Here is a 12,915-nt window from a genome sequence, read left to right as displayed (position 1 = left end):
AAGATTGTCAACGCTTTGGCTCTTTCCTTTCTCTTCACATCACGGAGTATCTCCCTTAAGGGGGAGTAACGCCTTAGACCTAGGCAGAACCCTCGCAGGGAGGGGAGTAGGCCAGAGGACTAGTTCTGGGCTTAAGATCTATGGCTTAAAGACGAAAGATATTAAATCTGAAATAATTAGTGTACAGAGATAATATGAATTAGAAATGTTAAATCTCCACACTTATAAATGGTTTAAAGTATGAAAAGGTAAATTGCTATCGATTTGGGTAAACACTTATAAGTTCCTCAAGTTCATTAACTTTTATGTTCGAGCTATGGTACATTCACATTGCTCTTTCAGTGATATCTGCGATTTTCGCCTCCCTCATTCTCGTGGAGTTTAGTCGCCTCAGGAGGGAACTTAAAGGAAAGATCTCCCTCGTGTTGGTAGTGATATCCGTACTTCTAGTTTTAGTGAGCGTGACAGACACTGTGGCGTTCAGCTTGTGGAGTAGTGAGAGAAATCCTATCTACGTGTACCCTTCATTGGGTATTGCTGTACTTACCGCTTCAGTGGTTATTCTTCTATATTACTACGTTACTAGAGTTTAGAGCTTAACTTCCTTGTATTTTCTTATCACGTCTTGGACAAACAGGACAGCAGACATTGAAATAACTATTACAGAAAAGATCTCTGAAGCTAACGGGTACTTGTAGAGGAAGGTCAAAAGCAGTGCCAACGCCGTGATAAAAAAGGAGGCGAAGAAGGCGGAAACGGGTATCAAGTGATTTGATATTCTAACGTAATCTGATAAAACTACCTTAGACACCACGTAGCCCTCTTGCGTCTCTTTCACCAGCCCCTCTTCCAGTAACTTTTTCAAGTGATACTGTACCAGCGACGGGGAACTCAAATTTAGGTCCCTTTGTATCTTCTTAAGCGGGACAGGCTTCCTCTGCCTTAGAATGTAATAGTAGATCTTCTTCCTAGTGCCGTAAAGTCCCTCGTATTCAGCGGGCGTCATCGTGATCTAAAATATAGTGTGCGGAATAAATATATAAACGTAATATCGAAGGAGTATTATGTGAAGACTCTCCTAATGATAGCTGCTGGCGTTCTATTGGCTATAGGGCTTGCCTACGCCTCCCTTACTTCCAGTACCATCTTTTCTAAACGCCCTACTCAAGACCTCTCAATGCCCTCAGTGTATTTTAGTACGGAGCACGAGCCTGTGGTTAAGAAAGGGTACAGTGGAGCTTACGGACAAGATGAGTTTATTTACACCTATTACTATTCAGTAAACTATACTACTAACGCTACCCTATATTACTGGAATGGCACAGAATACTTTTCTGCATATGTCTACATGGGTCCAGATGACGAAGGAGAGTGGTTGGGTTCAGCCAATATAACGATTTTCCCCCTGCTTTATGCCAGGCTAGATAAGTTGAGTTGGGAAAATTCCTCACTAGTTGCATATGTAGACGTCTACGTAAGGGGTATATATGACGTCTACATAGGCTATAACTCTTCTCTATACCAAATACTCTCCATCCACGAGTATCTGTTAAACAACTTGACTGTAATAGAGCTAGAACTACAGATTTCCAAGAACATTCTTCCAGGCTCCGTGCTCCTAATCCCTGTATGGACAACGGGGAAGTTCGGAGAGAGCGTGACTTTTATTGCTATTCCCATCAGCCGGGGATACTGATCTCACCGTTCAACCTACATCGATATCATCACAAGTTTAGTTCCTTTAAGACGTTATATATGGCAGATTCCGCAGTTATATTCTCTTCCAGTGGAGCCCTTGTTCTGCCTACGTAGAGGCCCCTATACCTCAACGCTATCTTTATTCCTGAGGGGTAGTCTGAAAGCCCTACAACCTCGTTAAGTTTAACGGCCATCAGCTGGTACCTAAGCGCTTCCTTGTAGTCGCCTTTATTGTAATTTGAGAAAATGTTTGAGATTATTTCAGGGGCAAAGTTGGCTATCCCCGAAACCGCGCCGTCTCCGCCGTACATTAAGGCAGGGAGAATTAGGGTATCGCTTCCTATGAATACCTTGAAGTTCTTGTCCACTTCCTTTAACTTCAAGGTGTAGTTTATGAACGAGTCTAAGTCCGATGTTGTGTACTTCATTCCACTGATAATTCCCTCTGAGACGAGCTTTTCTAAGGTATCTAGATCGATCGAGTAGCCCACGTAAGATGGGATATTGTAAACGTAGACCGGGATGCCTGGCTTCGACAAAGCTTCGTAGTAGTCAACTAGTCCTTTTTTCCCCGGTTTATGGTAAATCGGAGGCACTGAGAACACAGCGTTCACGCCGATGCTAACGTATTCTCTTAGGAGGACGTTTGAGTTTGAGAGGGAATTCTCGTTCACGCCAGCGTATATTTTACCCTTTGTGAATTCCCTGGCCGCCCTCACTACTGAGATCTTCTCCTGCTGGGAGAGCATGTTAAACTCTCCTGTTGTGCCGAGAACCCAAAACGACGAAATTCCCCTCTTCTCGTCAAACTGTATAACATTCTTGAGGGAGTTGAGATTCACGTTCTCCTTGTCGTCGAAGGGGGTTACTAAGGCTGTAATTGCGTTATCCATAATCTAAGACAGTACGCGCTTATTATAAGTTTAAACGAAGCCTAAAACGCTCACCGCGGTATCACGTCACCGTGAGGGCAGTTCTTTGGCTTTCCCAAGAACTCGTAAAGTCTCTCTACTATTTCCTCCGGTACCATAAGGTCAAACTGCTGGGAGTACTTGCATGCCTCGTCCTTGTCCATTCCCAACTTTACTAAGAACGACTCTATGACCCTGTGAGCCTTGATCGCCCTAAGTATGTAATCTACTCCTTCCTTGGTAATCCAGATTTCACTTCTGCTCTTCTTTGTTATCATACCCTTTTCGCTAAGGTGGTTGAGCTCCTCATAAGCACTGGCTGGGCTGACCTCTACGTCATTCGCTATGTTACTTAGACGGGCTGGCTTACCCTGATCGTTGTACTTTTTGATTACAAGGAGGTACTGTAGCTCTCTATGGGATATTTTCATTGTGAATTAATTAGCTTAGATTCAATTTAAACTTAACCTGCAAAGGATTGGCGTAACGTTTTCGTCAATTAAACATAATATTGTATATATTTACATTTACTATAAAAAATTAGCTAAACAAGGAAGTCCTGCAAAGAGATGAGGAGATTATAGGGCAATTCGGGAAGTTTTTATTATACAGAAACTTTTTAATTTTTAAATTAAAAATACGTCACATGGTAGTCTTAGAGCTAACTCCAATACAGTACGTGTTATCGATTATATCAGGAGTTCTGGTCGGATTCAGTTTAGGCCTTATTGGAGGAGGCGGTTCTATACTCGCCATACCTTTGCTCCTCTACTTTGTGGGTCTCTATTACTCCGTGCCTTCCAGTGAGACCGGCTACGTCGATCACGTTGCAATAGGAACCACGGCCCTTGCAGTGGGTCTAAACGCTTACATTAACAGTTACATGCACTTTAAGAAAGGAAACGTGAGAGTAGGACCAGGGATCATGTTCACCATACCAGGTATAGTGGGGGCTTTTGTGGGGACTGAACTAGACAAGATCACGCCAGGGCAGTCTTTGCTGTTCTTTTTCAGTATCCTCATGATAGTGGTCGCTTATATGATGCTTAGGCAAAAGAGAGAGGGAAAAGTCGTAAGCCCGACGGAGGATCAGCAGCTGAACAAGGGACTTAACTTCTCCTCTCTCATGTCCTCTGTATCTCTCAAGAAAGTTATACCTGCAGGCTTCTTAGTGGGGTTTGCTTCTGGCTACTTCGGTATAGGCGGTGGATTCCTAGTAGTTCCAGGGTTACTTTTCAGCACTGGAATGTGTATGGTAAAGGCTGTAGGAACCTCTCTTATAGCAGTGGGAACTTTTGGGGTCACGTCTGCAATTTCGTATAGCTTCTCCGGTTACGTTTACCCAGTAATTAGTGTGCTGTACCTTGTCGGAGGGATTATTGGCGGTTACGCTGGGGCATCTGTAACTTCCAAGATGCCAAGGGGATTACTAAGGAAGGTATTTGCGTTAATCATCATCGCAGTAGCCCTTTACATGATGTACAATAGCATCGGAGGGCTTTTCCAGTTAATAAACCACCTATGACTTAGCCATTCTCTTGTACATTTCGTCAATTTTTTTGTCCAGCAATGCTATGCTGGCGTTTACTCCCTCGAGCACTTTCTCGTAGTCTTCAGTCCTTATCCCTTCGAGGATTTTATCGATGTAAGGTCTAAAGATGTCGTCCTTCGTCTTCACGAACTCCTTTAGCTCCGAGGCAATCCAGCTATATACAGCCCTCTCCCTTCTGCTCTCCAAGTGTATCTTTACCTTTTCTAGCGAGGTTCTCTTAAGTATGAGGTCTTGGAGCTTAAAGAACTCTGTATTGGACATTTGAAAAACTCTTTATACAATCAATGTATAAAGTGTTGTCATGGACGGAAGAGAAAGCAAAGTGAGTCTAGGAACGTACTACATCTACGTTACTGTTGCCAGCATCCTCGTATTTCTATTTTCGGTAATGCTAGCCCCGCTGGCCCCACTGGATGAACCTAAGGTGTACCCATACGACGGAGGATACTATGACTTGGGAATCCCGGTAGGTTTCTCGTTCTCCGCGTTCATAAGCCTCATGGTATTCTTGGTATCAGCTATACTGTTTTGGGGGGCTAAAAACGTCTTTTACAACGTGGTAGTTGACGCCTCAGGGATATCCTTTGTGATCCTGAACTACATAAACTATTACCTCATATGGTACGTGTGGAAACCGGTGGTCACCCTTCTTCCCTTCTTTATAGAGATAAAATACGACGGAGTTACGTCGATGCAACTTGATCTAGGGCAGATAGTCTTAATTTTTCTACTTTATAGATTTTATAGATTGTACAAAAAATCTAGAGTGCCCCGCTCCCTACCTGGTCCTGACGCGCATATACGCGGGAATGAAGGATCCTAGCCGGGCGGGGTACAAGTGATGAAGCCGACATAGACCGAACAGCGTGAAGACAGGGTCGATAGGCTGACTGTATTCTTGGGGGAAAGTGCATGGATCTAGACCAGCTGGCTAAAACTATACGGGCTTGCAAGAAATGCAAGCTCTCCCTCACTAGGAGAAACGCTGTCCCAGGAGAGGGGAACCCGAACTCTGACGTTATGATAATTGGTGAAGCTCCTGGAGCAACTGAAGACGAGACTGGGAGGCCCTTTGTGGGATCGGCGGGAAAACTTCTAGACGAGTTGCTTAGGAGAATAGGGTTAGACAGGAACAAGGTGTACATTACTAATCTTGTAAAGTGTAGGCCTCCAAACAACCGCGATCCAGACGCGGAAGAGATCAACGCTTGTTCCCCCTATCTAGACCTTCAAATAGCTCTCATAAAGCCAAAGGTAATAGTTACCTTGGGAAACCATTCTACCTCTTACATTTTAGGAAAGATCGGTATCAAGGACGTAAAGATCTCTAGAGTAAGGGGAAAGTTTTACGACTGGAGGGACCTCAACACCTTAGTCTTCCCTACATATCACCCAGCTGCCGCGCTTTACAATCCTAGGCTGAAAAGGGTACTTGAGGAGGACTTTGATGTGTTGGGAAGGCGGATAAGCTCAAAAAGAGTTACGATCGATAGTTTCTTTGATAAAAATGGACTTGGGAATAAGGAACAAGAGGGTAATAGTAACGGCAGCAAGTAGGGGGATTGGCTATGCAACCGCAAAGAGGTTCTTAGAGGAAGGGGCCAAGGTCATCATTTCCTCACACGACGAAAATAAACTAAGGGAGGCCTACTCGAAGTTAAGGGAAATAGGAGAGGTCCATTACGTCAGGGCAGACCTCACTTCCGTGGATGAAATCGCCAACTTGGTGCGGAAATCCAGAGATATTCTAGGAGGAATAGACGTACTTGCATACGTTACCGGCAGCCCTAAGCCGGGAAACTTCCTAGAGCTCTCCGACAAGGACTGGGAAGAGGGCTTCAAGTTACTCCTCATGAGCGCAGTTGTGGCCATTAGGGAGTCGGTCAAGTACATGGGGAGCGGGGGAAGGATAATACTTTCCACCTCAATGACGTTAAGACAGCCCATCGACAACTTGGATCTCTCAAACGTTATTAGACTTTCCTTAGCAGGGCTGATAAAATCTGCCTCCAAGTTGTTGGCTCCACGCGGAATACTGGTCAATGGGATAATGCCTGGTTGGACGTTAACGGAACGCGTTGACCAACTTGTGAAGGATAGGGCCAGGAGGCAGGGGAAGAGGGAAGAGGAAGTGATTGCCGAGATAACAAAGGAGATACCTATGGCCAGGATGGCACAGCCTGAGGAAGTAGCTAACGTTATACTCTTCTTGGCCTCTAGCTTGTCCACTTACGTTACGGGTACGATCATCCCCGTAGATGGAGGCATAACTAAGTGTACTTTTTAAAGATTTTGGGCTGATAATACTGTCTTTTTTTCTAATATAGAGAAACAACGTATCTTAGCGTGCCAATGGTTATATTACATCACCGAGAAGAGTCTTCGGTAGTGAGTAATATTGAGATTACTGGAATTTTACACCAATAACTTCCGTAGTCTCTCTGACGTCAGTCTTTCGTCTCTAGGCGGGTTTAATGTTATCCTCGGTTTCAACGGTTACGGAAAGACTAACCTGTTGACTGCCGTTTACGTCTTTGTGAGGAATTTGACCGCAGGGATAGAGAAGAGGTCAGCCGAGGACAGGAACCAAGAGTTCGTGTTGCTCTGGCAGGGTTACGACACGTCTAAGCCGATATTTCTGGGGGGTAAGTTGCAGTTTTCGGAGAAGGAAGTGGAGAAGGTAACCGGAAAGATCCAGCCAATGACCATTGAGATAGTCAACAAGCTTAGGTACGTAAACGGTTACATAGAGTGGGAGCTGGACACCCTAAAGGTAAATGGGTCGGTACTCTCTAAAGAGGGACTCGACGACGTGCGGAAGCTGTTGAGCTACGCCTCTGGGCAGATAGAGTACGTGCCCATATTCGACCAGGAGTACTTTGATAACATCATGAAAAGGCTAGTGGAGATAAGCAGGTCGCCCATAAACCTGAGGAAGTACTGGTACGATTTCGTAAACTTGGTTAGCGTTACAATACCGGAGATAAAGGGAATGGAGATATGGGACTCAAGAAAGCTTGTCCTAAATGTGTATAACCTTCCAATATACATTGATCTGGCGGCCAGCGGTTTCCAGAGGGTTATCCTTATGCTATTTGTTATTTGGCTAAGCGGTAACAAGATCCTCCTAATAGAGGAACCGGAAGTCAACATGCACCCTACCCTTCAGTACAAGGTAGTGAAACTGCTGAAGAGCTGGACGGACGCAAAGACATTACAAGTCTTCATAACTACCCATTCTCCTTTTATAGTGTCTAGCGACGTCGATAACTACATAGTGTTGAGGAGGAATTCCTCCTATTCCAGAGCGATATCCGTTCTTCCATCCGAGAACTTAAGGAGCTTGTTGAGTATACTCAAGGTGAGCATAAGCGACCTGCTTTTCAGCAAGACCATTATACTGTGCAACGAGTACGCAGACCCCAACGCTATCTCCAACTGGTTGAAGAGGCTAAACGTAAACCCAGAGTACAACGGGATATCGATTTACAGTGTCAAGACAGACCTAGAGCTACAGTCGTGGCTAAAGTTGAGGGACATTCTCAAACTAGACGTCATATTCCTAGGTCTCTGCGACAAGCTAGACCCCTCGGTAGGGGATCGGTGCATCCCTTTAGGAAGGGAGGTAGAGTCGTTCTATAGCAAGACCGGTATACTGGAGGCTCTCAAAACCTTTGGAATATATCCCGACGACAAGGAGCTGAAGGACTTGGGAAAGGAGGACAATTTGAGGTGGTTGATAAACGTTCTGAGAAAGAGGGGACTAGACTACTCGCTGATCAGGTCATCACTTAGCGATATCGTGACGAGGATAGACAGCCTGGAGATTCCAAAAGAGGTTGAGTTGTTGGCGAATAAGATTAAATCTTTTCAAGTAGTTCAGTAACATATGGAAGGGCTAATTGAACTGGGCATACTTCTGATTTTCCTTGGCTTTTTGATAGTGTTCCTCTCTGTAATTTACGAGGCCCTCAAGAACAGTGAAGGTAACGAAGAAAAACGAGAAACTAAGGCTGGAGGAATTATACTGATCGGCCCCATACCTATAGTATTTGGTAGCAACAAGGAAATCGCAAAGTGGATGATAGTGGTTGCCTTAATAATAACGGCCATATTAGTGGCACTATATGTCCTCGCCTACCTTTAAGGTCGGTTCAAATCATTCCCCTAGCTCTCATTGCCCTAACTACTCTCTCTACTGCCACCACCATTGCAGCTGTACGTAAGTCCTGGTCTCCTAGATCGTTGTATTTCTTGTAGATCTCGCTGAAGGCCTTCTCCATCCTACTCAAGATCAGCTTCTTTGCCTCCTCTTCCTCTATTATCTCTCCCATCTTGTTGTTTGCCCACTCGACGTAACTTCCGACTACCCCTCCAGAGTTAGCCAGTATGTCGGGGACTACTGGTATCTGTCTCTTAGTTAGTATGTCGTCAGCGTCCGCAGTTAGTGGGCCGTTGGCTCCCTCTACTATCAGCTTAGCTTGTATTTTCGGAGCGTTGTACTTATGTATGACGTTCTCTAAGGCAGCAGGTACTAGTACGTCGCATTGACTGACCAGTAGCTCGTCGTTAGTCACCTTTTTACCCTCTGGGTAGTTGACCACGGACCCAGTTCTATGCTTTACCTCCAGTGCCTTGTTCACGTCTATACCGTCGTAGTTGATTACCCCTCCTTTTGAATCGCTTATTCCCACGATCTTGGCTCCAAGTTCCGAAAGGTATTTGGCCGCAAAGGAACCTAGGTTTCCGAACCCCTGTATAATTACGCTTCTGCCCTCAATTCCTCCCAAGAACTTATCCGCAGCTAGTTTCGCTATGTGAGTCAGTCCTAGTCCGGTGCTGTACTCCCTTACGGAGATTCCTCCTAGCTCTACGGGCTTTCCGGTCACTGCTCCCAGGTCGACTTTTCCGGTTATCTTTATGTACTCGTCTATAAACCACGACATCACCTGAGAGTCCGTATTAACGTCGGGGGCAGGTATATCTATGTCGCTTCCTATATACTTATATATAGCGTCTATGAAGTTCCTAGAGAGGAGCTCAAGCTCTGATCTGGTTAAGGACTTTGGATCGACCCTTATGCCCGCCTTTCCTCCACCGTAGGGCAACTGTAAAAGGGAGTTCTTCCACGTCATTATCATTGAGAGCGCAATCACTTCATCTTGGCTAACGTTAGGGTGGTACCTCACTCCGCCCTTGTAAGGCCCTAGAGCGCTGTTGTGCTGTGACCTCCAGCCTATAAATGTCTTAATTTTTCCATCGGCCCCCGGAATCTGAACCTTGACCTGGATCACGCGCTCCGGTGTGGCTAAAGCCTGAAGTTCGTCGTCGTGTAAACCTAATATGTCACCAATTTTGTAGAGCTTCTTCACCTGTTGCGTGTAAAGATTCGAAGTTAGAACTTCTTCTACGGATGTCATAATCTAATCATTGAATCTACATAAAAAAATTTTACTTCTTTCCATTTTAAATTGTATAAGTGAGGCTAGTCTCTTCTGTGTAAAAGGACTAAAATGGCAACTATTGCTATTGTAACTATTATAGCCACAGTCAGGGAAGTGGAAGGGGACACCACGCTGAACGGGAGGTTGGTATCTGAAAATGTCTGGAAATTCGGATACGTTTCGCTATTATTGTAGAATATATTCCCAACGTACTTTGCCTCGAACTCTTGGGTACTCACTCCGTTGTGGACTACACTAGCTACCTGGTCGATCAATATACCAGAGGGGCTGAACACGACTTCGTGAACTACAGTGCTGTTTTTCACGCTCTGGTTGCCCTCGTATACGTATGCGTTGGGATAGTTTACTCCAAATATGGTTACGTTATGTCTGCCTACCATTGTGAGGCTCTCAGAGTTCCACTCTATCTCTTGAGTCAGATATGGGTAAAAGGAGGTCTCCAAGCTGGTGTAATTCCCGATGTGAATCGTGAAGTCGTTGAAGTTGACCAAAGGCGAACCACTTACAGTGTTCACTTGATACGCAGTCTCTCCAATTATGCCATTAGGGAAGACGAACGGGTACACGATCTCTTCGTCTCCCACGCTCTGTAAAGAGTCCGAGTAGTTGGAGTACTCGTAAATAGCGTATAAGTACGACCTATTGAGGAAGTAACTGGGCAGAGTCGCGGTGTTAGGGATATCGACTGTTGTAGTACCCTGAGAGGACTTTAGAAAGAATTGAACGTTAAGTCCATTATAGGTTGTGTTGACGTAGGTAACGGTTCCGTTTTCCGTTATATAGACAACACCGGAAGCCTGTGAGCCCCCAAAGAAGTACTTTATTACCACGTATTTTACGCCCAAAATTGTCTCGTTTGCCACTCCATCGTACACCAACGTGAGGGAGTTCGAAGGTGTGGACAGCGTATAGGTGTTATTGAAAAGGTATCCAGGAAACACGAAAGGGTAATTTAAGTTAAGCGGGTCTTCTTCAAGGCTAACGTTGTGTAAGCCCGTCTTCAGTAACGTGAAGTTAAACCCCTTAGCTACTTGAGAAGTGTTCTCCACCGTTAAGTTGACTGTTAGTTGTCCCTCGGAGCTATACTTGACAACTTGGTAGTGGGCAACGTAAGTGTAATTGACTACTCGCGAGGGGAGTACATTGGACGTAGAGGTGTTGGTAGTGGAAGTATTAGTAGTAGGCACCTTTGTTGTGTTCGACACTACGATATAGTAAGTTAGGTTACTAGGAAAGCTCAAGGTGCTGTAACAATGCGTTGTAGTTGTGGGGAACTGGGGGATTGAGAACGACTGCACACCAGTCACAAGAGTTGCCAGGCACAAGGATAAGGCTATGAACACTAGAGACGCTTTACGAGATGACATCATATAACACCGTAAAGAGCTATTTAATAACTTTTATCCAGAAGCTTCGTCAACCTCACAGACAAAACGTATTTTACGACGCTTTACTTAATGGCTGTGTGAGTACTCCGGCTAGACCATTAGTTGCGGTAGGTGGCGTGGTAGTCAGCGAAGGACAAGTACTGTTGATAAAGAGGGCACATCCCCCTAACATGGGATTCTGGGCGATTCCTGGAGGGAAAGTTGAGTTCAGGGAAACGCTTGAGGAAGCGGTAAAGAGGGAGATCAAGGAGGAGACCGGGCTTGAGGTAAGGGTCTCAGAGCTAATGGCGGTCGTCCAGCTGATAAAGGAAGGTTTCCACTACGTGATCCTCGACTTTGTTTGCGAAGTTACGGGAGGTACGCTTAGTCCAGGCTCAGACGCTGAAGACGCCAAGTTCTTCTCGAGAAAGGAAATAGAAAAGATAGAGACTACGCCTACTACGAGGGAAATGTTGTTAAGGTACTTCAAGGGAGAAAGGACGCCCATGTTTATTACTGAAATCTCCAAGTAGACTTGTCCTTGCTGTCCAGCACCTTTATTCCGTTGCTCTCTAATATACTCCTTATCTGGTCGGAAAGATCGTACATTTTCCTCGCTCTTAACAAGTTCCTGACCTCTATTACCGCGTCTATTATCCTCGACACGTTCTCGTAAACTGCCCCAAACTCCTCGTCAATCACGGCGAAAACCTCGTTGAACTGCCTAAAGGCGTCCAACGCTATAGACGCTCCCATGAAGTCCCTGCTGTTTGAGAGCTTCGAGAAGACAATTGAGGCTATGTTGTGCACGTGGGACAGCGCTTTGGCCGTGTCGAAGTCGTTGCTCATGGCCTCGTGGAAACCCTCAATCTCCGATATGATCTGCCTCTGTACCTTCACGTCCTCGTCCTTAGCGTAGCTCTTGGGTCCCTCCCTTAGTATGTCCCTTACTATGGATAGGGCGTCCTTTAGCCTATCTAGGGAGGTTTTGCTCTGCTCCAGTGCCTCCTCGCTGTAGTCGACCATGGATCTGTAGTGGGAGGACAAGTACCAGTAACGTAGAACCGAGGGGCCGTACTTTTTGAGTGCCTCGTTAAGGGGTATTATGTTGCCCAGTGACTTGCTCATCTTTGTCTTGTTGATCGTTAAGAAGGACACGTGTACCCAGTACTTTACCCACTGCTTTCCCGTGTAGGACTCTGTCTGGGCCCTCTCGTTCTCGTGATGGGGGAAGATCAAGTCCATCCCGCCTCCGTGGATCTCGAACTGCTCACCCAGGTACCTAGTTGACATGGTGGAGCACTCTATGTGCCAGCCCGGCCTTCCCTTCCCCCAAGGAGAGTCCCAATATGGCTCCCCTGGTTTTCTAGCCTTCCACAAGGCGAAGTCGTAAGGGTGTCTTTTCTCCTTTAGGAATTCCTCGCCCTGGTTCCACTCCTCCTTCCTAGTGTTTGACAACTCGCCGTAAGCTGGGTAAGTGTCCACGTCAAAGTAGACGTTTCCGCTCGGCGTCGCGTAGGCGTGTCCCTTGTCTATTAACTTTTGGACAAAGTCTACGATCTCGTTGATGTGGGAGGTCACCCTAGGGTGGAGGTCTACCTTAACCTTCAGTGCGTTAAGGTTTTCTAAGTAGTTCTTAGAATAGGTCTCAACTATCTCCCTCCAATCCCTCCCAGTCTCGTTCGCCTTATTTATGATCTTATCGTCGATGTCAGTGATGTTCTGTACCCTTATTAAGTTGTATCCCCTTAGCCTTAGGTAACGGGAAATCGCGTCAAACGCAACAAATGTCCTGCCGTGCCCTATGTGTACGTAATCATAAACAGTGGGCCCACAGACGTACATCCTGACGGTGTTTCCGTCGGCTTTAAACTCCTCTAGCTTCCTCCCAAGGGTGTTGTATATCCTTATCATTTAGTGGA

17 protein-coding genes are annotated in these 12,915 nt (G+C 45.7%); 10 read left to right on the top strand and 7 right to left on the bottom strand.

Annotated features, from left to right (window positions below):
- Together MPF33_07825 and MPF33_07820 are read left to right on the top strand one after the other, a co-directional pair.
- Positions 1-193, top strand: a 193-nt coding sequence (locus MPF33_07825; protein MCI2415130.1) for a hypothetical protein, incomplete at its 5' end; no start/stop codon positions are given.
- Between the two features lie 112 nt (positions 194-305).
- On the top strand, positions 306-593 hold the full coding sequence (locus MPF33_07820; GenBank protein ID MCI2415129.1) for a hypothetical protein: 288 nt from the start codon (positions 306-308) through the stop codon (positions 591-593).
- Here the strand turns inward: MPF33_07820 and MPF33_07815 are convergent.
- Positions 590-1,006, bottom strand: coding sequence for a winged helix-turn-helix domain-containing protein (locus MPF33_07815; protein MCI2415128.1), 417 nt, complete (start codon positions 1,004-1,006; stop codon positions 590-592). The two genes, MPF33_07820 and MPF33_07815, sit on opposite strands and share 4 nt — an antisense overlap.
- 60 nt (positions 1,007-1,066) lie before the next feature.
- Between MPF33_07815 and MPF33_07810 the strand changes: the two genes are divergently transcribed.
- Complete coding sequence (locus MPF33_07810; protein MCI2415127.1) at positions 1,067-1,696, top strand: hypothetical protein; 630 nt, start codon at positions 1,067-1,069, stop codon at positions 1,694-1,696.
- 28 nt (positions 1,697-1,724) lie between these two features.
- Here the strand turns inward: MPF33_07810 and MPF33_07805 are convergent, their stop codons facing one another.
- Together MPF33_07805 and MPF33_07800 are read right to left on the bottom strand one after the other, a co-directional pair.
- On the bottom strand, positions 1,725-2,591 hold the full coding sequence (locus tag MPF33_07805) for a dihydrodipicolinate synthase family protein (GenBank protein MCI2415126.1): 867 nt from the start codon (positions 2,589-2,591) through the stop codon (positions 1,725-1,727).
- Between the two features lie 50 nt (positions 2,592-2,641).
- Positions 2,642-3,040 (bottom strand): metal-dependent transcriptional regulator, encoded by a 399-nt coding sequence (locus MPF33_07800; GenBank protein MCI2415125.1) that lies wholly within the window; start codon positions 3,038-3,040, stop codon positions 2,642-2,644.
- Between the two features lie 215 nt (positions 3,041-3,255).
- Here MPF33_07800 and MPF33_07795 point away from each other — a divergent pair, with 215 nt between their 5' ends.
- Positions 3,256-4,134 carry a sulfite exporter TauE/SafE family protein gene (locus MPF33_07795; protein MCI2415124.1) on the top strand — a complete coding sequence of 293 codons (879 nt, stop codon included), beginning with the start codon at positions 3,256-3,258 and terminating at the stop codon, positions 4,132-4,134.
- Here MPF33_07795 and MPF33_07790 read toward each other — a convergent pair.
- Positions 4,129-4,422, bottom strand: coding sequence for a hypothetical protein (locus MPF33_07790; GenBank protein ID MCI2415123.1), 294 nt, complete (start codon positions 4,420-4,422; stop codon positions 4,129-4,131). The genes MPF33_07795 and MPF33_07790 overlap by 6 nt on opposite strands.
- A 40-nt stretch (positions 4,423-4,462) precedes the next feature.
- On the opposite strand from MPF33_07790, the gene MPF33_07785 reads away from it, so the two are divergent.
- The 5 genes from MPF33_07785 (at position 4,463) to MPF33_07765 (ending at position 8,308) form a co-directional block, all read left to right on the top strand.
- Complete coding sequence (locus MPF33_07785) at positions 4,463-4,984, top strand: hypothetical protein (GenBank protein MCI2415122.1); 522 nt, start codon at positions 4,463-4,465, stop codon at positions 4,982-4,984.
- Positions 4,985-5,073: 89 nt separating this feature from the next.
- Entirely contained in the window at positions 5,074-5,718 is a 645-nt protein-coding gene (locus MPF33_07780) for a uracil-DNA glycosylase (GenBank protein ID MCI2415121.1), read from the top strand.
- Positions 5,669-6,448 carry an SDR family oxidoreductase gene (locus MPF33_07775; protein MCI2415120.1) on the top strand — a complete coding sequence of 260 codons (780 nt, stop codon included), beginning with the start codon at positions 5,669-5,671 and terminating at the stop codon, positions 6,446-6,448. Before MPF33_07780 ends, MPF33_07775 begins: the two co-directional genes overlap by 50 nt.
- Positions 6,449-6,559: 111 nt before the next feature.
- Positions 6,560-8,047, top strand: coding sequence for an ATP/GTP-binding protein (locus tag MPF33_07770; protein MCI2415119.1), 1,488 nt, complete (start codon positions 6,560-6,562; stop codon positions 8,045-8,047).
- A 3-nt stretch (positions 8,048-8,050) separates the two neighbouring features.
- A complete protein-coding gene (locus MPF33_07765; GenBank protein ID MCI2415118.1) occupies positions 8,051-8,308 on the top strand; it encodes a TIGR00304 family protein in 258 nt (85 codons plus the stop codon).
- A gap of 7 nt (positions 8,309-8,315) precedes the next feature.
- Here MPF33_07765 and MPF33_07760 read toward each other — a convergent pair whose 3' ends face one another.
- Together MPF33_07760 and MPF33_07755 are read right to left on the bottom strand one after the other, a co-directional pair.
- Positions 8,316-9,581, bottom strand: a complete 1,266-nt coding sequence (locus tag MPF33_07760) for a Glu/Leu/Phe/Val dehydrogenase (protein MCI2415117.1) — start codon at positions 9,579-9,581, stop codon at positions 8,316-8,318.
- A 65-nt stretch (positions 9,582-9,646) separates the two neighbouring features.
- Positions 9,647-10,993, bottom strand: coding sequence for a hypothetical protein (locus MPF33_07755; protein MCI2415116.1), 1,347 nt, complete (start codon positions 10,991-10,993; stop codon positions 9,647-9,649).
- Positions 10,994-11,091: 98 nt separating this feature from the next.
- Between MPF33_07755 and MPF33_07750 the strand changes: the two genes are divergently transcribed.
- Positions 11,092-11,526 (top strand): NUDIX hydrolase, encoded by a 435-nt coding sequence (locus MPF33_07750; protein ID MCI2415115.1) that lies wholly within the window; start codon positions 11,092-11,094, stop codon positions 11,524-11,526.
- Here the strand turns inward: MPF33_07750 and cysS are convergent.
- A complete protein-coding gene (cysS, locus tag MPF33_07745; GenBank protein ID MCI2415114.1) occupies positions 11,507-12,907 on the bottom strand; it encodes a cysteine--tRNA ligase in 1,401 nt (466 codons plus the stop codon). The two genes, MPF33_07750 and cysS, sit on opposite strands and share 20 nt — an antisense overlap.
- Positions 12,908-12,915 lie beyond the last annotated feature (8 nt).

Origin of the sequence: Candidatus Aramenus sp. CH1, assembly GCA_022678445.1 — an archaeon.
Lineage (GTDB): Archaea > Thermoproteota > Thermoprotei_A > Sulfolobales > Sulfolobaceae > Aramenus.
This window is presented reverse-complemented; position numbering and strand designations above follow the sequence as displayed.

What these genes read in the sequence shown, in the direction of transcription:
- MPF33_07820 (MCI2415129.1), top strand. Translation starts at nt 306, where the DNA reads ATGTTCGAGCTATGGTACATTCACATTGCTCTTTCAGTGATATCTGCG.
- MPF33_07815 (MCI2415128.1), bottom strand. Translation starts at nt 1,006, where the DNA reads ATGACGCCCGCTGAATACGAGGGACTTTACGGCACTAGGAAGAAGATC.
- MPF33_07805 (MCI2415126.1), bottom strand. Translation starts at nt 2,591, where the DNA reads ATGGATAACGCAATTACAGCCTTAGTAACCCCCTTCGACGACAAGGAG.
- MPF33_07800 (MCI2415125.1), bottom strand. Translation starts at nt 3,040, where the DNA reads ATGAAAATATCCCATAGAGAGCTACAGTACCTCCTTGTAATCAAAAAG.
- MPF33_07795 (MCI2415124.1), top strand. Translation starts at nt 3,256, where the DNA reads ATGGTAGTCTTAGAGCTAACTCCAATACAGTACGTGTTATCGATTATA.
- MPF33_07790 (MCI2415123.1), bottom strand. Translation starts at nt 4,422, where the DNA reads ATGTCCAATACAGAGTTCTTTAAGCTCCAAGACCTCATACTTAAGAGA.
- MPF33_07785 (MCI2415122.1), top strand. Translation starts at nt 4,463, where the DNA reads ATGGACGGAAGAGAAAGCAAAGTGAGTCTAGGAACGTACTACATCTAC.
- MPF33_07780 (MCI2415121.1), top strand. Translation starts at nt 5,074, where the DNA reads ATGGATCTAGACCAGCTGGCTAAAACTATACGGGCTTGCAAGAAATGC.
- MPF33_07775 (MCI2415120.1), top strand. Translation starts at nt 5,669, where the DNA reads ATGGACTTGGGAATAAGGAACAAGAGGGTAATAGTAACGGCAGCAAGT.
- MPF33_07765 (MCI2415118.1), top strand. Translation starts at nt 8,051, where the DNA reads ATGGAAGGGCTAATTGAACTGGGCATACTTCTGATTTTCCTTGGCTTT.
- MPF33_07760 (MCI2415117.1), bottom strand. Translation starts at nt 9,581, where the DNA reads ATGACATCCGTAGAAGAAGTTCTAACTTCGAATCTTTACACGCAACAG.
- MPF33_07755 (MCI2415116.1), bottom strand. Translation starts at nt 10,993, where the DNA reads ATGTCATCTCGTAAAGCGTCTCTAGTGTTCATAGCCTTATCCTTGTGC.
- cysS (MCI2415114.1), bottom strand. Translation starts at nt 12,907, where the DNA reads ATGATAAGGATATACAACACCCTTGGGAGGAAGCTAGAGGAGTTTAAA.